25 protein-coding genes and 2 pseudogenes are annotated in these 21,503 nt (G+C 73.5%); 14 read left to right on the plus strand and 13 right to left on the minus strand.

The window, feature by feature from the left end; genetic code table 11:
* Window positions 1-141 precede the first annotated feature (141 nt).
* Genes ACZ38L_RS29870 through ACZ38L_RS29880 form a run of 3 tightly spaced genes read left to right on the plus strand, consistent with a single transcriptional unit; the run spans window position 142 to window position 3,463 of the window.
* Complete coding sequence (locus tag ACZ38L_RS29870; protein ID WP_465699034.1) at window positions 142-1,389, plus strand: glycosyltransferase family 4 protein; 1,248 nt, start codon at window positions 142-144, stop codon at window positions 1,387-1,389.
* Window positions 1,386-2,540 carry a glycosyltransferase gene (locus ACZ38L_RS29875; RefSeq protein ID WP_465699036.1) on the plus strand — a complete coding sequence of 385 codons (1,155 nt, stop codon included), beginning with the start codon at window positions 1,386-1,388 and terminating at the stop codon, window positions 2,538-2,540. The genes ACZ38L_RS29870 and ACZ38L_RS29875 overlap by 4 nt, the downstream gene beginning before the upstream one ends.
* Window positions 2,537-3,463, plus strand: coding sequence for an SGNH/GDSL hydrolase family protein (locus ACZ38L_RS29880; RefSeq protein ID WP_465699038.1), 927 nt, complete (start codon window positions 2,537-2,539; stop codon window positions 3,461-3,463). Before ACZ38L_RS29875 ends, ACZ38L_RS29880 begins: the two co-directional genes overlap by 4 nt.
* On the opposite strand, the gene ACZ38L_RS29885 is transcribed toward ACZ38L_RS29880, so the two are convergent.
* Window positions 3,448-3,924 (minus strand): YcxB family protein, encoded by a 477-nt coding sequence (locus ACZ38L_RS29885; RefSeq protein WP_465699041.1) that lies wholly within the window; start codon window positions 3,922-3,924, stop codon window positions 3,448-3,450. The genes ACZ38L_RS29880 and ACZ38L_RS29885 overlap by 16 nt on opposite strands.
* A 162-nt stretch (window positions 3,925-4,086) precedes the next feature.
* Window positions 4,087-4,404: pseudogene (locus ACZ38L_RS29890) on the minus strand (NUDIX hydrolase); the annotation flags it as partial.
* A gap of 5 nt (window positions 4,405-4,409) precedes the next feature.
* On the opposite strand from ACZ38L_RS29890, the pseudogene ACZ38L_RS29895 reads away from it, so the two are divergent.
* The 3 genes and pseudogenes from ACZ38L_RS29895 to ACZ38L_RS29905 form a co-directional block, all read left to right on the plus strand.
* Window positions 4,410-4,831, plus strand: a pseudogene (locus ACZ38L_RS29895) (HAD family hydrolase); the annotation flags it as partial.
* A gap of 14 nt (window positions 4,832-4,845) precedes the next feature.
* Complete coding sequence (locus ACZ38L_RS29900; protein WP_465699043.1) at window positions 4,846-4,971, plus strand: hypothetical protein; 126 nt, start codon at window positions 4,846-4,848, stop codon at window positions 4,969-4,971.
* A gap of 142 nt (window positions 4,972-5,113) precedes the next feature.
* A complete protein-coding gene (locus ACZ38L_RS29905) occupies window positions 5,114-5,755 on the plus strand; it encodes a nucleoside/nucleotide kinase family protein (protein ID WP_465699045.1) in 642 nt (213 codons plus the stop codon).
* Here ACZ38L_RS29905 and ACZ38L_RS29910 read toward each other — a convergent pair.
* Window positions 5,747-6,166 carry a hypothetical protein gene (locus ACZ38L_RS29910; RefSeq protein WP_465699047.1) on the minus strand — a complete coding sequence of 140 codons (420 nt, stop codon included), beginning with the start codon at window positions 6,164-6,166 and terminating at the stop codon, window positions 5,747-5,749. The two genes, ACZ38L_RS29905 and ACZ38L_RS29910, sit on opposite strands and share 9 nt — an antisense overlap.
* Before the next feature lie 93 nt (window positions 6,167-6,259).
* On the opposite strand from ACZ38L_RS29910, the gene ACZ38L_RS29915 reads away from it, so the two are divergent.
* Window positions 6,260-6,850, plus strand: coding sequence for a TetR/AcrR family transcriptional regulator (locus tag ACZ38L_RS29915; RefSeq protein ID WP_465699049.1), 591 nt, complete (start codon window positions 6,260-6,262; stop codon window positions 6,848-6,850).
* Between the two features lie 33 nt (window positions 6,851-6,883).
* Here ACZ38L_RS29915 and ACZ38L_RS29920 read toward each other — a convergent pair whose 3' ends face one another.
* Window positions 6,884-7,366, minus strand: coding sequence for a DUF2269 family protein (locus ACZ38L_RS29920; protein ID WP_465699051.1), 483 nt, complete (start codon window positions 7,364-7,366; stop codon window positions 6,884-6,886).
* A 345-nt stretch (window positions 7,367-7,711) separates the two neighbouring features.
* On the opposite strand from ACZ38L_RS29920, the gene ACZ38L_RS29925 reads away from it, so the two are divergent.
* The gene (locus ACZ38L_RS29925) at window positions 7,712-9,031 is read left to right on the plus strand and encodes a choice-of-anchor A family protein (RefSeq protein ID WP_465699053.1); all 1,320 of its coding nucleotides are present in this window, start codon (window positions 7,712-7,714) and stop codon (window positions 9,029-9,031) included.
* Window positions 9,032-9,103: 72 nt separating this feature from the next.
* On the opposite strand, the gene kynU is transcribed toward ACZ38L_RS29925, so the two are convergent.
* The gene (gene kynU / locus ACZ38L_RS29930) at window positions 9,104-10,354 is read right to left on the minus strand and encodes a kynureninase (protein WP_465699055.1); all 1,251 of its coding nucleotides are present in this window, start codon (window positions 10,352-10,354) and stop codon (window positions 9,104-9,106) included.
* The gene (locus ACZ38L_RS29935; RefSeq protein ID WP_465699057.1) at window positions 10,351-11,217 is read right to left on the minus strand and encodes a tryptophan 2,3-dioxygenase; all 867 of its coding nucleotides are present in this window, start codon (window positions 11,215-11,217) and stop codon (window positions 10,351-10,353) included. The genes kynU and ACZ38L_RS29935 overlap by 4 nt, the downstream gene beginning before the upstream one ends.
* 210 nt (window positions 11,218-11,427) lie before the next feature.
* Between ACZ38L_RS29935 and ACZ38L_RS29940 the strand changes: the two genes are divergently transcribed.
* Complete coding sequence (locus tag ACZ38L_RS29940; protein WP_465699059.1) at window positions 11,428-11,862, plus strand: Lrp/AsnC family transcriptional regulator; 435 nt, start codon at window positions 11,428-11,430, stop codon at window positions 11,860-11,862.
* A gap of 13 nt (window positions 11,863-11,875) precedes the next feature.
* On the opposite strand, the gene ACZ38L_RS29945 is transcribed toward ACZ38L_RS29940, so the two are convergent.
* The 3 genes from ACZ38L_RS29945 to ACZ38L_RS29955 form a co-directional block, all read right to left on the minus strand.
* On the minus strand, window positions 11,876-12,514 hold the full coding sequence (locus ACZ38L_RS29945) for a MarC family protein (RefSeq protein ID WP_465699061.1): 639 nt from the start codon (window positions 12,512-12,514) through the stop codon (window positions 11,876-11,878).
* Window positions 12,515-12,624: 110 nt separating this feature from the next.
* Window positions 12,625-12,861 carry an AzlD domain-containing protein gene (locus ACZ38L_RS29950; protein WP_465699063.1) on the minus strand — a complete coding sequence of 79 codons (237 nt, stop codon included), beginning with the start codon at window positions 12,859-12,861 and terminating at the stop codon, window positions 12,625-12,627.
* Window positions 12,862-12,891: 30 nt separating this feature from the next.
* Complete coding sequence (locus tag ACZ38L_RS29955) at window positions 12,892-13,182, minus strand: barstar family protein (RefSeq protein WP_465699065.1); 291 nt, start codon at window positions 13,180-13,182, stop codon at window positions 12,892-12,894.
* Window positions 13,183-13,321: 139 nt separating this feature from the next.
* Here ACZ38L_RS29955 and ACZ38L_RS29960 point away from each other — a divergent pair, with 139 nt between their 5' ends.
* The 3 genes from ACZ38L_RS29960 (at window position 13,322) to ACZ38L_RS29970 (ending at window position 15,623) form a co-directional block, all read left to right on the plus strand.
* The gene (locus ACZ38L_RS29960; protein WP_465699067.1) at window positions 13,322-13,864 is read left to right on the plus strand and encodes a DoxX family protein; all 543 of its coding nucleotides are present in this window, start codon (window positions 13,322-13,324) and stop codon (window positions 13,862-13,864) included.
* A gap of 163 nt (window positions 13,865-14,027) precedes the next feature.
* Entirely contained in the window at window positions 14,028-14,939 is a 912-nt protein-coding gene (locus ACZ38L_RS29965) for an undecaprenyl-diphosphate phosphatase (RefSeq protein WP_465699069.1), read from the plus strand.
* A gap of 105 nt (window positions 14,940-15,044) precedes the next feature.
* Complete coding sequence (locus ACZ38L_RS29970) at window positions 15,045-15,623, plus strand: Uma2 family endonuclease (RefSeq protein ID WP_465699071.1); 579 nt, start codon at window positions 15,045-15,047, stop codon at window positions 15,621-15,623.
* Window positions 15,624-15,632: 9 nt separating this feature from the next.
* Here the strand turns inward: ACZ38L_RS29970 and ACZ38L_RS29975 are convergent, their stop codons facing one another.
* Genes ACZ38L_RS29975 through ACZ38L_RS29985 form a run of 3 tightly spaced genes read right to left on the minus strand, consistent with a single transcriptional unit; the run spans window position 15,633 to window position 18,004 of the window.
* On the minus strand, window positions 15,633-16,301 hold the full coding sequence (locus ACZ38L_RS29975) for a response regulator (RefSeq protein WP_465699073.1): 669 nt from the start codon (window positions 16,299-16,301) through the stop codon (window positions 15,633-15,635).
* The gene (locus tag ACZ38L_RS29980) at window positions 16,298-17,617 is read right to left on the minus strand and encodes a sensor histidine kinase (RefSeq protein ID WP_465699076.1); all 1,320 of its coding nucleotides are present in this window, start codon (window positions 17,615-17,617) and stop codon (window positions 16,298-16,300) included. Before ACZ38L_RS29980 ends, ACZ38L_RS29975 begins: the two co-directional genes overlap by 4 nt.
* A 57-nt stretch (window positions 17,618-17,674) precedes the next feature.
* The gene (locus tag ACZ38L_RS29985) at window positions 17,675-18,004 is read right to left on the minus strand and encodes a hypothetical protein (RefSeq protein ID WP_465699078.1); all 330 of its coding nucleotides are present in this window, start codon (window positions 18,002-18,004) and stop codon (window positions 17,675-17,677) included.
* A 20-nt stretch (window positions 18,005-18,024) separates the two neighbouring features.
* On the opposite strand from ACZ38L_RS29985, the gene ACZ38L_RS29990 reads away from it, so the two are divergent.
* Window positions 18,025-18,249 carry a hypothetical protein gene (locus ACZ38L_RS29990; protein WP_465699081.1) on the plus strand — a complete coding sequence of 75 codons (225 nt, stop codon included), beginning with the start codon at window positions 18,025-18,027 and terminating at the stop codon, window positions 18,247-18,249.
* 250 nt (window positions 18,250-18,499) lie between these two features.
* Here ACZ38L_RS29990 and ACZ38L_RS29995 read toward each other — a convergent pair whose 3' ends face one another.
* The gene (locus ACZ38L_RS29995; RefSeq protein WP_465699085.1) at window positions 18,500-19,276 is read right to left on the minus strand and encodes an AAA family ATPase; all 777 of its coding nucleotides are present in this window, start codon (window positions 19,274-19,276) and stop codon (window positions 18,500-18,502) included.
* A 303-nt stretch (window positions 19,277-19,579) separates the two neighbouring features.
* Between ACZ38L_RS29995 and ACZ38L_RS30000 the strand changes: the two genes are divergently transcribed.
* Window positions 19,580-21,391: a glycosyl hydrolase family 18 protein gene (locus ACZ38L_RS30000; RefSeq protein ID WP_465699083.1), complete on the plus strand. Its 1,812-nt coding sequence runs from the start codon at window positions 19,580-19,582 to the stop codon at window positions 21,389-21,391.
* Window positions 21,392-21,503 lie beyond the last annotated feature (112 nt).

Raw genomic sequence — 21,503 nt, forward strand, 5'->3', positions numbered from 1 at the left:
GGATTTGTCATGATTCTTTGTCATGTCTTGATCGAATCTGGTCGGAGTTCGAGCGGAGCTGCGGCAAAGTGCTGGCCCCCGTTCGCCTGTGCGACAGATCCCTTTGGCCCGGCGCACGTTCGGTGCGGCAACAACCATGGCATGCGAGTCGCCATCGTCACCGAGTCCTTCCCTCCCGAAGTCAACGGCGTCGCCCACAGCGTGCTGCGCACCGCCGAGCACCTGGTTCGGCGCGGCCACCAGCCGCTCGTCATCACCCCTGCCCCGGCGCGCGGCGCCACCTGCCCGCCGGGTTCCTTCGCGCCGGGCACCGGAAGTGCCGTGGAAGCCGTCGAACTGCCGGTGGTCCGGATCCCGTCCGTCCCGCTGCCGGGCTACCCCCAGGTCCGGCTCGCACTGCCGAGTACCCGGCTCGGCGCCGCGCTGGCCGGGCACCGGCCCGACCTGATCCACCTGGCCAGCCCCTTCCTGCTGGGCGCGCGGGGGATGACCGAGGCTGCCCGGCTGGGGATCCCCGTGCTGGCCGTCTACCAGACCGACCTGGCCGGCTACGCGCAGGCCTACCGGGTCGGCGGTGGCCTCGGCGCGACCGTGGCCTGGCACCGGATCCGCGCGGTGCACCGGGCCGCCGCCCGCACCCTGGCCCCCTCCACCCCGGCCGCGCAGGACCTCACCGCGCACGGCGTGCCCCGGGTGCACCTGTGGCCGCGCGGGGTGGACTCGCTGCGCTTCCACCCCCGGCACCGCGACCCGGCGCTGCACCGCGCGCTGGCCCCCGGTGGCGAGGTGCTGGTCGGCTACGTCGGGCGGCTGGCGCCGGAGAAGCGGGTCGACCTGCTCGCCGGGGTCTGCCGGCTGCCCGGCGTCCGGCTGGTGGTGATCGGCGACGGGCCGAGCGGGCCGGGGCTGCGTGCGGCGCTGCCCGGCGCGGTCTTCCTCGGTCGCCGGACGGGTGAGGAACTGGCGCGCTGCTACGCCACGTTGGACCTCTTCGTGCACACCGGTCCGCTGGAGACCTTCTGCCAGACCGTCCAGGAGGCGATGGCCAGCGGGGTGCCGGTGGTCGCCCCGGCGGCCGGCGGACCGCTCGACCTGGTCGGGCACCGGCGCACCGGGCTGCTGGTCGCACCGCGGGACGGTCGGGCGGTCACGGCGGCGGTCGCCGAGCTGGCCGCGGACGGTCCGCGGCGGGTGGCGTACGGGCGCGCGGGGCGGGCCGAGGTGCGCGGACGCAGCTGGGAGGCGGTCGGCGACCTGCTGCTGCGGCACTACGAAGAGGTGCTCGCGGAGTGCGGGCGGGCGGTGGAGGGGGTTGCTCCTGCCCCTGCTCCCGCTGCTCCTGTCGTGCTGCCTCCGGTCGCCGAGCCCGTCGCGGAGCAGCCGGTATGACCTCCTCGCTGTCCATCGTCCGGCTGGCCAACTTCGTCACGCCGGTCTCCGGAGGCCTGCGCACCGCGCTGCGCCACCTCGGCGCTGGCTACCTCGCGGCCGGCCACCGGCCGGTGCTGATCGTCCCCGGTCCACGCCGGCGCGACGAACTCACCGACCAGGGAAGGGTGATCACCCTGCCGGGCCGTTCGTTGCCCGGCAGCGGTGGCTACCGGCTGCTCGCCGACCGCCACGCGGTGGCCGCCGAGCTCGCCGCGCTGGCCCCCGACCGGCTGGAGGTATCCGACCGCACCACCCTGCGCTGGACCGGGATTTGGGCCACCCGTCGGGGCATCCCGGCAGCCATGGTCTCGCACGAGAACGCAACCGGCCTGCTGCGCACGCACGGTGTGCCGTCACCGGTCGCCCGGGCGCTCGCCGACCGGCTCAACTCCCGTACCGCGCGGTGCTATGACACCGTCGTCTGCACCACCGCCTGGGCCGCCGCCGAGTTCCGCCGGCTCGGGGTACGGAACCTGGTACGGGCACCGCTCGGGGTGGACCTGGCGCTGCTGCACCCGGATCGCCGCGACCCCGCCGTCCGGGCCCGGTACGCGTCACCCGACCGCACCCTGCTGGTGCTCTGTTCGCGGCTCTCGGCGGAGAAGCGGCCCGGGCTGGCGCTGGACGCGCTGGCCGAGCTGCGGGCCCGCGGGCACCGGGCGGCGCTGGTGGTGGCGGGTACCGGACCGCTGCGCGAACGGCTCGAGGCGCGGGCCCGGCGGGCCGGGCTGCCGGTCCGGTTCCTCGGGTACGTCTCCGAACGGCGGGAGCTGGCAGGGCTCTTGGCGAGCGCCGACGTGGTGCTCGCGCCCGGTCCGGTGGAGACCTTCGGGCTGGCCGCGTTGGAGGCACTGGCCTGCGGAACGCCGGTCGCGGTCAGCCGTTCCTCCGCGCTCCCGGGGATCGTCGGGCCGGCCGGCATGGCGGCGGAGGACAGCGGCGCGGGCCTCGCGGCGGCGGTCCTCGCGCTGCTGGCCCGCCCCGAGCCGCAGCGCCGCGCGGCCGCCCGGGCGCGCGCGGAGGGGTACGGCTGGCCGGCGGCGGTGGCGGCGTTCCTGGCGGTGCACGAGTCGGCGCGGGCGTCCGTCGAGGTGGGGGGAGTGCGATGACCGTTCCCGTGCGCTTCGCGGCGCTGGGCGACTCGCTCACCGAGGGGGTGGGCGCACCCGCCGCCGACGGCTGGCACGGCTGGGCGGCGCTGCTCGCCCCTGCCCTGGCCGCGGAGCCGGTGGGCTGCCGGTTGCGCAACCTCGCCACCAGCGGCGCGCTCGCCGCCGACCTGCCCGCCGCCCAACTCCCCTCCGCCCTGGCCTTCCAGCCGCACTTCGCGGCCGTGCTGGCGGGCGGCAACGACACCCTCCGGGCTGGCTTCGAACTGCGCCGCACCGCCCTCGCGTTGGACACCACGCTGCGCGGACTGTCGAGCTCCGGAGCGGTGTTGCTCACCGCCTGCCTGCCCGACCCCGGCGCGCTGCTCGGCCTGCCGAGCCCGCTGGCCCGGCCGCTGGCCCGCCGGATGGCGGCCGTCAACGCCGTGGTGCACGGACTGTCCCGTCGCCACGGTGCGGTGCACCTGCACCTGGCCGACCTGCCATGGCGCACCGACCGCGCACTGCTCAGCGCGGACCGGCTGCACCCGAGCCCGTCCGGCCACCTGCTGATCGCCCGCGAGTTCCACGCCCTGCTGACGGCGGCAGGCCATCACCTCGGCTCCCCGCCCGCCGCCGTCGCCGCCCCGCCACCGCCGAGCCGGTCCGCCGACCTCTGGTGGCTCGCCACCCGCGGCACGGCCTGGGTGGCCCGCCGCAGCGTCGACCTGCTCCCGGGCCTGCTCGCCCTGGCGGCGACGGAGACCCGCCAGCGGCTGCGCGGTGCGGGGGCGGAGCTGGACGCCCGGTCGGCGGCGGCGACGCAGGAGGTGCTGGCGGAGCTGGGCGGTGGCCCGTCCAGTGGCGACGGCGGCCGTCCGGCGGTGGTGCCCCTGCCGAGATCATCCTCTGGCCGGGCCGCGAAGCTCTACCTGGCGGAGTAGTTGGGCAACGTGGTCAGGAACCGGCTCACTTCGGCGGCCTCGGCAGGCTCGAACGCCCGCTTGGGCACGGACACGACGGTGACCTTGGCGAGGTACAGGTGGAAGAACTCATCGCTCTCGGCCACCTTGACGAACCGGTACCACTCCACCTCGGACTTGCTGCCGGGCTTGCGGAAGACGGCCTTCTCGTCGTCGAGAACGACCTTCATCGGCCCGGGAGACTGGCGCAGGGCCCGCGCGATGGCTCGCTTCACCCGGACGGTGAACTGCAAGGCCAGAACGACACCGAGCGCCGCCCACAGGACACCCAGGAGGGCTCTCCCAAGCGCGATCTGGGCCCCGCCCGCCAGCAGCAGCGCCACGGAGCACACCCACCAGATGCGGCGCCTCGCGCGCAGCGCCGCCCTCGTGCCGCGGTAGGCCTCGGCGGCGCTCTGCTCGTAGGTGGCGGTGATGTGCATGGTCCCTCATCCCAGTCGATTCACGCGGCAGCGCATCATTCCAGTGGACCACAGGCCGGGACGAACGGGTCCGACCCGCTGAGCGGGGACCTGTCCCGCACTCGACGGCCTCCGCGCCGGGCAGGGCGGCTGGCCGTGATCGGTGTGGCGTCGGGCGCGGGCGAGATGGTGCAGCATGAGCAGGGCGGCTACCGCGTCCGCGCTTCGGATCTCGCCTTCCGCCACCAGGTCCGGCACGCTGCGGAGCGGTACCCACGCCCTGCGGTCGGACTCGAAGTCGTCCTCCGGGGCGCCGACATACTCGGCGCTCTGAGCCCGGTAGACGTGGTGGCGGCCATCGGCGAGCCCGTTGGACGGCTCGACGGTCAGCAGGTGCCGCAGCGGCCCGGGGCGCCAGCCGGTTTCCTCCAGCATCTCCCGGGCGGCGGCGTCCTCCACCAGCTCGCCGCCCTCCACGACGCCAGCCGCCAGTTCCCAGCCCCGGGCTCGGTGTTCCGAGACACACGTTCGTCGCGCAGTTCGGCGCCACATCGCTCGCGGGCTCGACTACCGGGAGACGTTCCAGGTGTTCGCCCCGGGGTTCGACCTCTATGAGGAGCGGGAGAAGCGCGCCGCCGCCGGTCGGCCCGAGACCTTCGACGAGGAGGACCTCTACCCGGACGTCCGACCCGCGCTCGCCGAGCTCCGCGCGGCGGGCCTGTGGCTCGGCATCGCGGGCAACCAGACCGTCCGCGCCGGTCGGATCCTGCGCGAGTTGTTCAGCGGCGACGTCGACCTGATCGGCACCTCGGACGACTGGGGCGCCAGCAGGCCCGACCCCGATTTCTTCCGCCGCGTCGCTGCCGTCACTCCCGCCGAGCCCGGTGAGACCCTTTACGTCGGCGACCGCATCGAGAACGACATCCGTGGGACGCGGTGCGGATGCCCGGGGTGATCGGGTGGCCGGCCGTGTGGGTGTACTGGCCGCCGGTGACCGGCACCTTGACGGTGCTGGCCGACCTGATGGACGCGGTGCGTGCGCAGCTCGGACCGTCGGAGGAGCGATGAGCGTGCAGGGACCCACCTGGCGCCTGGCGGTCGCCCATCGGCTCGGCCGGACCGTGGTGGGTCGGGCCGAAGCCGGGGCGGCCCGGCGATCGGGCAGCGGCCCAGCCAACCGTCGTCGTCCCGCTCCGGGCATGATGGGATCATGCGGCTGTCTGCGATCACCTGGCCCCGGCTCGTCACCCAACTCGCCGACCGTGTCGAGCGGCTGACGCCCGCCGATGGTGGGCTCTGGCCGCGGGTAGCCGTGGACGGGGCGCCGGCGGCGCGGGCGGGATGGGTGGCGGCCGGGCTGGCGGAGGAGTTGCGGTTGCGCGGGCGGCAGGTGCGGCGGGTGCCGGCGGGCGGGTTCCTGCGGCCGGCATCGTTGCGGTTGGAGTACGGGCACCAGGACGCCGACGCCTACCACGACCTCTGGCTGGACGGCGACGCGCTCTTCCGCGAGGTCTTCACCCCGCTCGACCCCGGTGGTACCGGCCGGATCCTGCCCGACCTGCGGGATCCGGTCACCGACCGCTCGACCCGCAGCCCGTACGTCGAACTGCCGCCCGGCACCGTGGTGTTGGTGGACGGGCCGCTGCTCCAGGGCCGCTGGTTCCCGTTCGACCTGACGGTGTACCTGCGGATGTCGGCCGCCGCCCTGGCCCGCCGCACCCCGCCCGAGGAGCAGTGGACCCTGCCGGCCTTCGCCCGCTACGAGGAGGAGACCCGGCCGGCGGAGTCGGCCGACATCGTGGTTCGGGCGGACGACCCGGAGCGCCCGGCCTGGTCGGGTGAGTCAGGCTGAGGCGGTGATCGCGGCGACCAGGTCGTCGCCGGTGTACGCCCTGCCGCCGATGCCCCAGCCGGCGTCCGGGGCGTTCAGGACGTTGACCCAGGTGTCCTCGCGGTCGTGGCCGGGGACTGTCGCGGCGTCGACGATGTCGGTCGCGGCGGCGATGAAGGCGGCGCGCGCCTCGACGGTCGGCAGACCGATGTTCGGCAGCTTCAGCTCGACCATGACCACCGGGCGGTTCACGCCGCCGGCGTAGACGTGCTCAGGGCTCAGGACGTGGACGGTGCCGCCGACGACGGCGGTGAAGAAGTCGTTGCCGGTCAGGCCGCTGACCCCGATGAGGGCTTCGGTGAGGCGCGGCAGGATCGAGCGCTCGCCTTCGGCGGTGAGGACGCCGCGCGGGGCGGTGACGGTGATGGGCATGGGGTTTCCTCTCTCGGCACGGGTACGGGCACGGGTAGGAACGTTGCTAGCTAGTACGTGCGTACTAGATTGCTGCGACCAGCCTGGACTAGGATGGCCGTACTAGTCAAGGCGGGAGGGCTGCGGATGGCCGGCGGAACCCGGGACCGGATGATCGACGCGACGGTGGACGCGCTGCGGCGCAACGGTGTGGCCGGGATGTCGTTCACCGACGTGCTGCGGCAGAGCGGTGCGGCGCGCGGCGCGATCTACCACCACTTCCCCGGGGGGAAGGCGCAGTTGATCGCCGAGGCGGCGGAGCGCTTCGGCGCGGAGGTGCGGGGGCACCTCGCCGCGCTGCCGGGTGAGGATCCGGAGGCGGTGGTCGAGGCGTTCGTCGAGCTGGTGCGGCCGGTCGTGGCGGCGTCGGCGACCGGCAGCGGCTGCACGGTCGCCGCGGTGAGCGTGGGATCGGGGGACGACGACGGTCTGCGGCAGGCCGCGGGGACGGCCTTCGCCTCGTGGGCCGATGAGCTCGCGGCGCGGCTGGTGGTGGCCGGGGCGGAGCCGGAGGAGGCGAGCGGCCTGGCCGCGTTGCTGATCGCCGTGCTAGAAGGCGCCCAGGTGCTCTGCCGGGCGGCCGGGGACACCGAGCCGTTCGAACGAGCGGCTCGGACGCTCGGGGCCGTGGTGCGCAGCCGTTGACGCCGAGCCGCGGGGCCGTCGGACGGAGGTCCGTCAGGCGTGGGTGGTGGAGCCCGGGCGGAAGACCATCAGGACCGTCACCGCGGCCCAGAGCAGCGAGAACATCCCGGTGCTCATGGTGAGCAGCTTCAGGCCGCTGAGCGCCTTCGTCGAGTCGGATTCCTCCTCGCCCGTCAGGGCCGAGACCACGGCCTCCTGCCGGGGCAGCACCAGGACCAGCAGGATCAGGGCGGCCAGCACGGTCAGCACCAGCGAGGTGATCAGCCAGGGGCTGCCCATCACGCCCATCATCTGCGCGGTGCCGATCCCCAGCACCGGCACGGCGATCCCGAGCATCGCGTAGACCTGGGTGACCCGGTACAGGATCCGCACCGAGGCGGCGGCGTCGGCCTGGTCCGCGCCCTCGACCGCCAGCGCGGCCCGTGCCTTGCGCGGGAACATGCTCGCGGCGACGGTCACCGGGCCGATGGCCAGGATGGCGACCAGGACGTGCAGGCTGAGCAGAACTTTGGTCATGGGAGAGGGGCAGCCTTCCGGGGGTGACGGCGACGTGGCACAGTCGCCCGCCTGGCACGCTAACACCCGCTTATCCGCCCTCGAGCACCCGGTCCGGGCTCGGCCGTCCGGGAAAGCCACCACCCACCAGGGCTCGGCCGTCCGGCGGATCTTCGCCGGGCGCGCGGCGCGGCCTGCCGCCCGCCCGGGCCCGGCCGCTCTTGGATGTCCCCCGCAATGACGGCGCAGTGACGACCGGCGTGGAGGGCGACGGCGGTGGTGGGTGGCATGAGGCGAGCAGGCAGACAGCGGCGGTCAGGTACCCCGAGGAAGGCGGGCAGGCTCGCGGGGCTCGCGGTGGCGACGGTGACGGCCGCGACGGCGGCCCTGGTGCTCCAGCACCCGGCGGCGGTCGCCGCGCCGTTCCCGCCGCCGCTCGGCGCCTGCTCCGGACCGGACTGCCCGGCTTTCCACCCGCCGCCGAACAACGGTGACTTCGCGGGCCGGGACGCCACCATCAACGTCTTCGCGGGCGGCGACTACACCGTGGAGGGCCGGGCCGCCGAGGCGGAGGGCAAGATCGTCACGCTGGGCAACCTGCTGGTGGCCAAGGCCGGCGGTGGGGCGTTCAACATGGGCGTGGTGGGCGTCGGCTCGCGGGTCCCGCCGCCCAGCGGGACGGATCACGTGTCGGTCGGCGGCAACGTCCTGGTGGGCGCCGGAAACCGGGTGCTGATCGGCGGCTCGGACTCGAGGACCACGGTCTGGGGCAACCTGCGGTACGGCGGGACGACCACCGGCACGGTCGAGCTGGTCCCCCCGGGCGCGCAGATCCACGACCCGACCGTGGGCGACGCCTTCGCCCCGGTGCGGACCACCATCGAGCAGCTCTCGGCCTGCACGGCCACCGCGGCGGCCACCGGGACGGTCACGGTCACCAACAGCGAGGCCACCTTCACCGGCGACGGCACCAGCACGCGCCAGATCTTCAACGTCAACCAGAGCCTCACGAGCGCGTCCGGTGGGCAGATCGGGCTGGTGTTCCGGAACATCCCGGCCGGGGCGACCGTGGTGGTCAACATGCTCCCGGACAACGCGTTGATCAACACCTACTCCGGCACCGGGCAGCCGGGCGACCCGCTCACCGGGCTCCGGCCGAAGCTGCTGTGGAACTTCCCGACCGCCAGCAGTGCCCGGATCACCGGTGGTGCCCAGTTCCAGGGCTCGGTGCTGGCGGGCAACCCGAACGGGACCACCCGGGTGGACGTCGCCGGGCTGAACGGGCGGGTGTACCTGGCCGGCAACCTGGTCCAGGCGGGCACCGGCGGGTACGAGATCCACGCCTACGACTTCACCGGCGACCTGCCGGAGTGCGGCATCCCGACGCCCACCCCCACTCCGACTCCCACGCCTCCGACTCCCACGCCGACCGCCTCGGAGTCGTGCACGCCGACCCCCACCTCCTGGCCCAGCTGGCCGGGCAGCCACACCCCCTGGCCCACCGGCGGTGGCTCGGGCTGGGGAGGCTCCGGGTGGGGCGGCCACCCCAGCGGCGGCGGTGACGGCCGGCACCTGGCGAATGCCGGCGACAAGCTGGCCGAACCCGGGCTCACCGTGGCGGCCCTGCTGCTGGTGGCCGGCGGAGTGACGCTGCTGGTCGGCCGTCGCCGCGGTCGCCACGGTTAGCGACGAAGCGACAAAGCGAACCGTCGAGGGCGCTCTCCGGGACGATCCGGGGAGCGCCCTCACCCGTCCGGCTCAGGTCACCGCACCGCGCCGGCGGAACCGCTCGTCGTCCCACTCACCGCTCGCCAGCACCTCACGCAGCGCCCGGGCCGCGTCCCACACCTCGGTGTACGAGAGGTAGAGCGGGGTGAACCCGAACCGCAGCAGGTCCGGCGCCCGGAAGTCGCCGATCACCCCGCGGGCGATCAGCGCCTGCACCACCGGGTAGCCGTCGGGGTGCCGGATCGCCACCTGGCTGCCCCGCATCAACTCCTGGCGTGGCGTCACCACCTCGACCTCGCCCGCCTGTTGGATGAAGAGTCCGGTCAGCGCGAGGCTCTTGGCCCGCACCTGCCCCAGGTCCACCTGGTCCCAGATCTCCAGGCTGGCCCGGAGTCCGGTCAGCGACAGCAGCGGTGGGAAGCTGGTGAGGAACTTCCCGATCCCTGGCGCCGGTTGGTACTCGGGTCGGAAGGCGAACGGCTCGGCGTGTCCGAACCACCCGGTCAACGGCTGTTCGGCGACGGCGTGGTGCCGCTGTGCCGCATAGAGGAAGCCCGGTGCGCAGGGGCCGGCGTTGAGGTACTTGTACGTGCAGCCGACCGCGAAGTCCACGTCACAGGAGGCGAGTTCGATCGGCAGCGCGCCCACCGAGTGGCAGACGTCCCAGATCATCAGCGCGCCCGCCCGGTGCACCCGGGCGGTGATCTCCGCCATGTCGAGCAGCGCACCGGTGCGGTAGTCGACGTGCGACAGGACGACGGCCGCGACACCGGAGTCGAGGTGGGCGTCCAGCTCGTCCGCGGACGGCAGCTGCACGCTGCGCGCGCCGTCGAAGAGCCGGGTGACCCCGTCGGCGATGTACAGGTCGGTGGGGAACGCCTCTCGCTCGAGCAGCACGGTCCGCCGCCCCGGCCGCAGCCGCAGCGCGGTGGTGAGCACCTTGAACAGGTTGACCGAGACGGTGTCGCAGACCAGCACCTCGCCGGGCCCGGCGCCGACCAGCCGCGCGATCCGGTCGCCGAGCCGGTACGGCAGCTCGGTCCAGCCGGCCGTGTTCCAGCTGGTGATCAGGCCCTGTCCCCACTCCTCCTCGACGGTCCGGCGGAGCAGCTCCGGGGTGCGGACGGGCAGCGCGCCGAGCGAGTTGCCGTCCAGGTAGACGGTGCCGGCGGGGAGGGTGAACTCCGCGCGGAACCGGGCCAGCGGATCGGCGGCGTCCAGCGCCGCGCACTCCTCGCGGGTGCCGGGCAGCGGAGGAACGATCGGGCGGGTGACCGTCACAGCTCACCCCGCACGGTCCACAGCTCCGGGAAGACGTCCTGGTCGGCGGCGGTCTTCAGCCAGCTCAGCCCGCTCGACCCGGCCGTTCCCGGCTTGGCGCCCATCGAGCGCTTGACCGAGGCGTAGTGCCGCTGCCGCCACAGCGTCACCCGTTCGGCGGTGTCCAGCAGCACCTCGGCCAGCCCGAGCAGGTCGGCGTGGGCCGGGTCGGTGTAGACGGTGTGCCAGGCCGCGGCCACCGCCGGGTTCGCCCGGTACGCCGTGGGGCCCGGGGCGGGGGCGCCGGCCAGCAGGCCGCGCCGCCCGAGCAGCGCCAGCACGTCGTCGTAGAGAGACGGCCCGTGCAGCGTGGCGGTCAGCTCCTGGTGGACGGTGCCGTCGGCCGGGTACATCGCCAGCAGCCGCTCGGACTTGTTGCCGAGCAGGAACTCCAGCTGCAGGTAGGCCGAGGACTGGAACCCGGAGGCCTCGCCGAGGACCGGCCGGAAGGCGCTGAACTCGACCGGCGTGAGCGTCGCCAGCAGGTCCCAGGAACTGGTGAGCACGTCCTGGACGTGCGCCCCACGGCGCAGCGCGGCGAGCGCGTCGGGCAGGTCGTCCGCGCGCAGCGCCCGCTGGGCGAGCGTCCACTCGTGCCGCAGCAGGCCGAAGAGCAGCTCCATCACCTGGGTGGTGACGATGAACGACAGCTCGGCCGGGACCTTGCTGCGGGGCTGTTGCAGGGTGTGCAGCACGTCCAGCCGGGCGTACCGCTCGTACGGGGTGGCCGGGCCGAGCCCGTCGCCGTCGCCGCCCGCCGCCGTGCCGGCGTCCCCCTCCGCGTCGAACGTCAGCTTGGGTGTGCTGACGGTCTGCTGGCCCATGGCGTCTTCCTCCTGCTCGCTGGTGGCGACTATTGTGCGGCGGTGCCGGGCGCTCTTGAATGGGCAACGGGCATGTGATCCGGGGCGTCGCCTTCCATTCTCAAGGTCTTGTGCCGACCGCACCTGTCGATCGGCAAGCCGGCCCGAAACCCGTTCCGGAACCCGTCCCAGGCACCCCAACCGAACCTTCCAGCACTCCCCGGAGCAGCCATGGACGCCGTCGACCACCGTCTGCTCGCCGAGCTGCAGGCCGATGCCCGGCTCTCCTACAACGAGCTGTCCCGACGGGTGAGCCTCTCCGCCCCCGCCGTCGCCGAGCGGGTGCGCCGGCTGGAGGCGGAGGGGGTGATCCAGGGCTACCACGCCCACGTCGACCTGGCCCGCAGCGGGCTGCCGGTGACCGCGCTGGTGCAGGTCCAGTGCTACGGGCCGCGCTGCGTGCTGCGCGACCCGGAGGTGCCGGACTGGCCGGAGGTGCTGCAGCTGCACCGGGTCACCGGCGGCGCCTGCTGCGTGCTGCTGGTGGCGGTGCCGGGGATGGCCGAGTTCGAGGCGCTGATCGACCGGCTGGCCGGGTACGGCCGCCCGGCCAGCTCGATGATCCTCTCCAGCCCGGTGCCCTGGCGGCCGGTGACCCCGCGCTGAGCCCCGGCCGGGCTCAGTGCACCTTGAACGTCAGCGGGACGCCGAGTTTGGCCAGCCCGTTCAGGAACAGCTCGACCCCGACCGCCGCGAGCAGCAGGCCGAGCAGCCGGGAGCAGACCTGCAGCGAGGTCTGGTGGGTGCGCCGCAGCAACGGGATGAGCAGCAGTACACAGACCAGGTTGATCGCCACCACCGCCAGGTAGGCGCTCGCGATGGTGGTCCGCCAGCCCCAGGTGTTCCTGGTCAGCGACTCGACCAGCACCGCCGTCATCGCCAGCGGGCTGGCCACGTACGGCAGCAGCAGCTCGCGCACGCCCTCGGCCAGCGGGTTGTTGAGCCGGTCGGTGTCCTCGTCGGAGGCCGTGCCCAGGTGCAGGCCGAGGACCAGGGCGACCGCGTAGATGAAGAAGATCACCGCGCCGGCCAGTTGCAGCGACTCGTCGCTGACGTGGAAGAACTCGGTCAGCGCGTCCGCGCAGTACGCCATCACCGCGCCGACCACGGCAGCCAGCGCCGAGCTGACCAGGGTCAGCCGGCGCATCTCGGCCGAGCTGCGCTCGCGGCTCAGCTGCGCGTACGTCAGCAGCACCTTCGGCGGCCCCACCACGGCGAAGAACGTCACGAAGGCGGTACTCAGATTGAAGACCGACATCCCCTCAGCATGGCCGAGCCGGCTCGCCGAACTGCGGACCAACGCAGCACAAGCGGTTGGCGGTGTTCGCGCCCCTGGCCGCGCTCGGACCGCTGCGCCCGGTCACCGCGTCACGCCAGCTGGCAGAGCCGCAGCACGGCCGTGGTCGTCGCCGCCGCGACCACCACCAGGGGGAACGGCGCGCGCCGGACCGCCAGCACCCCGCCGACCAGCACGCCGGCCGGGCGGGCCCAGCCGGCGAAGCCGTGCCCGGTGGTGAGCGCGGCGGTGGCGACCAGGGCGACCAGCAGAACGGCGGCGACACCGCGCTCGCACCGGACACCACCGCGGTGCTGGTGATGGAGCACGTCTGAGCGGTGCGCCGGGCCGGGGGCGGCTCAGGCCAGCTCGACGGTGACCCCGGACCCGCGCAGCAGGTCCACCACGGTCTGCGCGTAGCCGGGCGGCAGGTCGGGGGCCCGGCGGGCGGTGGCGAAGGTGTGCCAGACCAGGGTGAACGGCGGCTCGGGGCCGAAGCCGCCGCGCAGGCAGTCGGCCAGCGCGTCGAGGTTGCGGCCGTAGTAGCCGCCCGGGCCGTTCACCGCCTCGCCCAGCGCGGCGTAGAGGCCGGCGCGGTCGGCGACCCGGCTGCCGTCCAGGTGGAACGTCGGCGGTGCGGGCTGGGCCATCGGGACTCCTCTGCCGGTCGGCCGGGCCGACTTCTGCTGCCACCCAGCATCCCCCGGATGGCCTGCCCCGGTCGAGGAGCCGCGAGTCGTCGGCTGGGATGGGAGCGCACGGGGCCCAGCGGGAGAGAAGAGGAACATCATGGGCTGCTGCTTCAACCGCAAGGACCTCGGGCTGCTCGCCCTCCGCTCGGCCGTCGGCGGGGTGCTCTTCACCCACGGTGCCCAGAAGCTGTTCGGCTGGTTCGGCGGCGGTGGCATGGAGGGCACCGCGCGGGCCATGGAGCAGATGGGCTTCAAACCGGGCGGCCGCAACGCGCTGGCCGCCGGGCTCGGCGAGGCCGGCGGCGGTGCGCTGCTGGTCGCCGGCCTGGCCACGCCGGCCGCCGGCGCGATCGTGGCCGGCACCATGGCCGGGGCGATCTCGGTGCACTTCTCGCGCGGCTTCTTCGTCACCCAGGGTGGCTACGAGTACCCGGCGGTGCTCGGCGCCTGCGGGCTGGCCGTCGGCCTCTCCGGGGCCGGCCGCTACTCGCTGGACCACCTCACCGGCTACCGGCTGGACCGGGCGGCGATCGGCCTGGTCGCCTTCGCGGCGAGCGCCGCGAGCGCGGCGGCGGTGGTGTCGAAGCGGCAGCGGGCCCTGAAGGAGGCCGCCGCGGCGGAGCGCGCCGGCGCCTCATGATCAGTAGGTGAGCAACAGATGAATTCCCGGTCCCTGGGCGCCGGACGTCTACAGAACTGTAGTACGTTCGCGCTGGCAGGGGCCTGAGGCTGCACCGGCACGCCTGGGTACGCTGTCCGCTTCCGACGGAACTCCGTACCGCAGAGCTGAAGGTGTGCTGCCGATGTCCCTGACCTACCCGGAATCGATCGGCGTGGGCCTGCTGCAAGGCGTCACCGAGCTCTTCCCGGTCTCCAGTCTCGGACACAGCATCCTGATACCGGCGCTGATAGGCGGGCACGTCCAGCAGGACCTGAACATGACGGCCGCCAAGTCGCCGTACCTCGCCGTGCTGGTCGGGCTGCACCTGGCCACCGCGCTGGCGCTGGTGGTGTTCTTCTACAAGGACTGGATCCGGGTGGTCCGCGGGCTGTTCAGCTCGATCCGCGAGCGCCGGATCCAGACCTCCGAGCAGCGGCTGGCCTGGCTGCTGGTGGTCGGCACCATCCCGGTCGGCATCGCCGGCCTGGTCGCCGAGAAGGCGCTCCAGGCCGCGCTCGGCAAGCCCGTCCCGTCCGCGATCTTCCTGGCGCTGAACGGCCTGGTGCTGCTCGGCGCCGACCGGCTGCGCCGCGGCGGCGGTGGCCGCCGCCGGGCCGGCCAGCAGATCACGCACACCCCGGGCGTCGACCCGGCCATCGAGTCGGACCGCCGGATCACCAAGCTGACCTTCCGCCAGGGCATGTGGATCGGCGGCGCCCAGATCCTCGCCCTGCTTCCCGGCATCAGCCGCTCCGGCGTCACCATGAGCACCGGCATCCTGCGCGGCCTCAACCACGAGGACTCCGCCCGCTTCGCCTTCCTGCTGGCCACCCCGGTGATCCTGGCCGCCTCGGTGCTCAAGGCCCCCGAACTGCTCGCCCCCGAGAACGCCGCCATCCGCGGCCCGATGCTGGCCGGCTCGCTGGCCGCCTTCCTCGCGGGTTACGTCTCGGTCCGCTTCCTCACCAAGTACTTCGAGAACCGCAGCCTCACCCCCTTCGCGATCTACTGCATGGTCGCGGGCATCGGCAGCGCGGTGTACCTGAGCATGTGACGCGGGACAGCACGCCGGCGCGGGTCACTCCTTGGAGTGGCCCGCGCCGATTTCGTTCCCGATACCCTGACCATGTCGGCGACGATCGTGCCCATGGGAGGAACCATGACTGCCGTACCCGACTGGCTGATTCCGCCGGTGGACGGGTTCACCGCTGACGATCTCGACCGCATGCCCGACCTCCCGCCGCACACGGAGTTGCTCGACGGGAGCCTGGTTTTCGTGAGTCCGCAGAGGTACTTCCACGCCCTGGCGGTCGAGTTGCTGCTGTTCGGCCTTCGAAGGACGGCGCCCGTGGGTCTCCGCGTGGTGCGCGAGATGACCCTCGTCCTCGGGGACCGGGACCGCCCCGAGCCGGACCTCACCGTCGTGCGCGCCTCCGCCGTCAGCGCGGACGCGCACGAGACCGGCTACCTGGCGGCGGACGCGCGTCTCGTGGTCGAGGTGGTCTCGCCCGACTCCGCCGTCCGGGACCGGGAGGTCAAGCCGCGCAAGTACGCCCAGGCCGGGATCCCGTACTTCTGGCGGGTCGAGCAGGAGACCGGCCGCCGTCCCGTCGTCTACCTCTTCGAGCTGGAGCCGAACACCCGGAGCTACGTCCCCGTCGCCCTCCAGCGCGACCGGCTGAAGACCGACGTCCCGTTCCCGGTCGACATCGACCTCACCGCCATCGACCAGCTGTGAGGCAGCGCCTCAGGCCGGTCTGACCAGGTGGTTCTCGTAGGCGTAGACGACGGCCTGGACGCGGTCGCGCAGGCCCAGCTTGAGCAGGATGCGGCTCACGTGGGTCTTGACCGTCGCCTCGGCGAGGTAGAGCTCGGCGGCCACCTCGGCGTTGGAGAGGCCGCGGGCGACCTGGACCAGGACGGAGCGTTCGCGGGTGGTGAGCGCCTCGACGGCCTGCTCGCTGCGGGTCGGACCGGCGCCGTCCGCGGGGAGCTGGGAGGCGAAGGTGTCCAGCAGCCGGCGGGTGATCCGGGGGGCGACCACGGCGTCGCCGGCCGCCACCGAGCGGATCGCGCTGAGCAGCTCGTCGGGCTGGGCGTTCTTCAGCAGGAAGCCGGAGGCCCCGGCGCGCAGCCCGGCGAAGGCGTACTCGTCCAGGTCGAAGGTGGTCAGGATCAGCACCCGGGTGTCCGGGCACTGCTCGACGATCTGCCGGGTGGCCTCGATGCCGTCCAGGCCGGGCATCCGGACGTCCATCAGGACCACGTCGGGCCGCAGCCGGGTGGCCAGCCGGACCGCCTCCGCGCCGTCCTCGGCCTCGCCGGCCACCTCCAGGTCCGGCTGCGAGTCCAGCACCAGGGTGAAGGCCACCCGGAGCAGCGGCTGGTCGTCGACCAGCAGGACGCGGATGGTCATGACGGTGGAACCTCCTGAGGCTGCGGACGGAGATCGAGGGTCGCGGTGACCCGCCAGCCGCCGCCGGGCAGCGGGCCGGCGGACAGCTCCCCACCGTACGCGGCAACCCGCTCGCGCATGCCGGCCAGGCCGTGACCGGCGCCGGACGGAGCGCGGCCACCCCCACCGCCGCACCGGCACGATACGCCCGCATCGTTGGCGGCCTGCGCCGCACCCCCGCCGAGCGCCCGTCCGTCGTCCCGCACCTCCAGCTGGACGGCCTCCGCCGAGCAGGTCACCCGGACCACCGCGCGGGCGCCCGGCGCGGTGTGCTTGAGCGTGTTGGTGAGCGACTCCTGGACCAGCCGGTAGGCGGTCAGCTGGGCGCCCGGCGAGATCGTGCCGTAGTCGCCGTCGAGGTGCAGCTCGGTGGGCAGCCCGGCGGCCCGCACCTGGGCGGCCAGCGCGGTCAGCTGCCCGAGGCCGGGCTGCGGGTGGCGCGCGGCGTCCGGCTCGTCGGCGCGCAGCACGCCGAGGAAGCGCCGCATGTCGGTGAGCGCCTGACGCCCGGTCTCGGCGCTCTGCCGCATCGCGGCGGTGGCCTTCTCCGGGGCGTGCGGATTGGCGTAGACCGCGCCGTCGGCCAGCGCGACCATCACGGACAGGTTGTGGGTGACGATGTCGTGCATCTCCCGGCCGATCCGCGAGCGCTCCTCGGCCACCGCGAGCGCCGCCTGCTGGTCGCGCTGCCGCTCCAGCTCGCGGGCCCGCTCGCGCAGCGCGACCAGCTGGGCCCGGCGGGCACGGATGTTCAGGCCCAGCACGGCGGCCGCGGTGGTGGCGCCGGAGAGCATGAAGACGGCCTTGAGCCAGCTCTCCACCGGGTCGGGGTTGAGCTGGTACGGGAACCAGCGGTTCACCGCCAGCACCACGCCCAGCTCGGCCACCGCGTAGGCGGCCAGTGTGTGCCGCCAGCGGCAGTGCGCGGCGACGGTGTAGAGCGCGAGCAGCACCGTGATGTCGGCCGGCATCACCGGGCTGGTCAGCCACTGCAGCAGGGCGACCGCCGCGGTCGCCGCGAAGACCGCGAGCGGGGCCCGGCGGCGGAAGGTCAGCGGGAGCACCAGGGCGGCCTGCAACGCCCAGAGGAGCGGGTGCCCGTTCAGGTAGTGGCCGTGCGGTGCGGCGGTCAGCGTCAGCACGACCAGGGCGAAGCCCAGGTCCACGGTGGTCGGGTAGCGCTCGGTGAGCACGCGGACGCGCAGACCGGCGAGCCCTCGGGCGACGGCCGGGAACCGTCGCCCGAGGGCTGCTGGGGGGAGGTCGGCTGTGGTCACCGGGCCATTCTCCGTCCTGCCGCGTTCCGCGCGCGGCCGTCCATCGGGGCGGGGCCGTCAGGCGTCCCGCCGCTTGAGCACCACGGCGGCGCCGACCAGCGCCACCGCGACGTAGCCGCAGAGCACGCCGTAACCGGTCCACGGCGCCAGGGTGTGCGCCCCCTGGTGCAGGGTGGCCAGTGACTCGCCGGCGTGGCTGGGCAGGTACGGGCTGATCGCGTCGCCCCAGGAGCTGGGCAGCGCCTCGGCCAGCACCGGCAGCACCAGCAGCAGGCCGAAGACGGTGGCGATGCCGCCCGCGGTGTTCCGGACCAGGGTGCCGATGCCGACCGCGAGCAGGCCGATCGCGGTGAGGTAGAGCGCGGTGCCGAAGACCACCTGGGGCACGCCGGGGGGCGGAGAAGCTGGTGTCCAGGTGCTTGCTCGCGAGCACGGCCTGGCCAGTCAGGAACGCGACCACCACCGAGACCGTGGTGACCACCCAGGTCACCACGCCGAACACGATGGCCTTGGCCCAGAGCACCGGCAGCCGCTTGGGCACCGCGGAGAGCGAGGCACGGATCATGCCGGTCGAGTACTCGCCGGTGACCACCAGCACGCCGAGCACGCCGACCGCGAGCTGCGCGAGGTAGTAGCCGCGCAGGCTCTGGTCGGCGGGGCTGAAGAAGGCCCGCTCGTCGGGCCGCATGTGGTCCCAGCGGTTGACCGTGACGTAGCAGATCAGCAGCCCGAAGCCGACAGTGGCCAGCGGGGCGGCCAGCAGCGTGATCCAACTCGAACGCGGCGTACGGAACTTGATCCGCTCGCTGGTGATCACCCGGGGGAGCGTCACCTTGCCGCCGGCGATGTCGACGGAGTGGCGGGGGGAGACGGTGGCGGTGCTCATGCGGCGGCCTCCTCGACCTTCGCGGACGGGGTGACCGAGGCCTCGTACTCGACGGCGTCCCGGGTGAGTTCCATGAAGGCCTCCTCCGGCGAGGCCTGCTGCGGGGTCAACTCAAGGAGCACCGGGCCGTGTTCGGCGGCCAGTCGGCCGATCCGCTCGTTGTCCGCGCCGTCCACGGTGAGGATCCGGGCATCGGCCGGGTCCTCACTGACGGTCACCTCGGGCAGCGCGCACAGCAGTTCGGCCAGCCGGATCGAGTCCGGGGTGCGGACCAGCACGCTGCCGCGGGAGGCGCTGCGGGTGAACTCGGCGACCGAGGTGTCCGCGATCAGCCGGCCGCGGCCGATCACGATCAGGTGCTCGGCGGTGAGGGCCATCTCGCTCATCAGGTGCGACGAGACCAGGACCGTCCGGCCCTCGCCGGCGAGCGACTTGAGCAGGTTGCGGATCCACCGGATGCCCTCCGGGTCGAGCCCGTTCACCGGCTCGTCCAGAATCAGCGTGGCCGGGTCGCCGAGCAGCGCGAAGGCGATGCCGAGCCGCTGGCCCATGCCGAGCGAGAAGCCGCCGGCCCGCCTGCGGGCGACCTCGCGCTGCCCGACCAGATCGACCACCTCGTCCACCTCGTCCACCCGGGAGCGTGGGATGCCGCGGGTGGCGGCCAGCGCCAGCAGGTGGTTGAAGGCGCTGCGCCCGGTGTGCACGGCCCGGGCCTCCAGTATCGCGCCGACCTCGCGCAGCGGCGCGGCGAGCGCGGGCGTGGGCCGCGGGATGCGCCCCGGCTACATCTCAGGACGGACCCGGGGCGGGTGGGGCCGGTCCGGGGACGGCCCCAATCCGGAGATCAGCTCTTGACCGCGCGGGTTGGTCTAGTCCATTTTAATCTCCCAGGCGCAGGGAGTCCCTGAGCCGGCGTCAGTGATCCGTGGTCGCTGGCACCTGCCCAGGCGTTCCCTCCGCCGGTCCGCCCGTAGGACCGTGCACGCTTCTTCCCTGTCATGCCCATGGCTGGGCGGCCCCACCCCGCCCGACCGACCCCCGGGCCCGACAGTCCCCCACCGTCAGGAGACGCAACGATGCTCTCTCGCACCCTCCCACCGGATCCCGCCACCGGGCCGGCCCGGCGCCGCCGCCCGAAGGGGCTGGTCGCGCTCGCCCTCGGCAGCACGGTCCCGCTGCTGCTCGGCGCCGGTCTCGCGCTGACCGCCGGCAGCTCCGCGCAGGCCGCCGTCGCGGCCACGGCCACGGGCAACGCCACCGCCGGGAACACCACCGGCGCGGCGGCGACCGGCGGCGGCCTCAAGGTCGCCTACTTCGACCAGTGGTCGGTCTACGGCAACGCGTTCTACCCGAAGACCATCCAGGACACCGGCGAGGCCGGCAAACTGGACTACCTGATCTACGACTTCGAGAACATCGACCCGACCAGCGGGAAGTGCTTCGAGGCCACCAAGGCCGCCTCGCAGGACGACAGCAACCCGAACGCGGGCGACGGCGCGGCCGACGCCTTCGCCGACTACGAGAAGTCCTACGACGCGAGCACCAGTGTCAGCGGCGTCGCCGACACCTGGAACCAGCCGATCGCGGGCAACTTCAACCAGCTCAAAGAGCTGAAGGCGAAGAACCCCAACCTCAAGATCCTGCTGTCGATCGGTGGTTGGACCTACTCGAAGTACTTCTCGGACGTGGCGGCCACCGACGCCTCACGGAAGGCCTTCGCCTCCTCCTGCATCGACATGTTCGTCAAGGGCAACCTGCCGGCCGACGCCGGCTACGGCGGCCCGGGCTCGGCGGCCGGCATCTTCGACGGCTTCGACATCGACTGGGAGTACCCGGGCGGCGGCGGCCACACCGGCAACCACGCCTCGCCGGCCGACAAGCAGAACTACACCGCGCTGCTGGCCGAACTCCGTTCCGAGCTGGACGCCCAGGGCAAGGCCGACGGCAGGACCTACGCGCTCTCCGCGGCGGTCGGCGCCGGTCAGGACAAGATCCAGAACTACGAGACCGACAAGATCGGCCAGTACCTCACGTTCCTGGACGTGATGACCTACGACATGCACGGCGCCTGGGACGCCGCCGGCCCGACCAACCACCAGGCCGCGCTGTACTCGGACCCGAACGACCCGATGACCCCGGTGGCGCCCGGCGACGCCAAGTACTCGATCGACGAGGCGATCAAGGCCTGGACGGTGGGCGACCCGCGGTACGGGATCAGGGGCGGGTTCCCGGCCAACAAGATCAACATGGGGGTGCCGTTCTACTACCGCGGCTGGACGGGCGTGCCGGCCGGCGGGGACAACGGGCTCTTCCAGGGCGCGACCGGCCCGGCCACCGGTGCCGCGATGTCCGGGAACGTCAACGGGATCCGGATGTACAAGGAGCTGAACGGCACGGTCGACAACCCGGCCGACACCTACTGGGACCCGGTGGCGCAGGCCGCGTACTTCTACGACGGGACCAACTTCTGGTCCGGTGAGGACGCCCAGTCGATCCAGGCCAAGGCCGACTACCTGCACTGCAACGGGCTCGGCGGCTCGTTCGCCTTCTCGCTGTACGACCTGGGCACGCAGACCGCGCTGTTCGACAGGATGGTGGACGCCACCAACGGCTCGGCGGCCAACTGCCCGGCCCCGCCGGCCGCTTCGCCGACCACCCCGGCCTCGCCGACCTCGACCCCGACCGGTCTGCCGACCAGCACCGCGACCCCGACCGCCCCGGCCGGCACCTGCACCGCGCCGAGCTGGTCCGCCACCGCGGTCTACGCCACGCCCGGCACCCAGGTCTCCTGGCAGGGCCACCTCTACACCAACAAGTGGTGGACCACCAACGACAACCCGAGCCAGAGCGGCTCCTGGGGCGTCTGGACTGACAACGGCCCCTGCTGACGGCGACACCCGCACCGCGGCGGGGGGGGGGGGGGGGGGGGGGGGGGGGGGGGGGGGGGGGGGGGGGGGGGGGGGGGGGGGGGGGGGGGGGGGGGGGGGGGGGGGGGGGGGG

The organism is Kitasatospora sp. NPDC024654, from assembly GCF_055559155.1.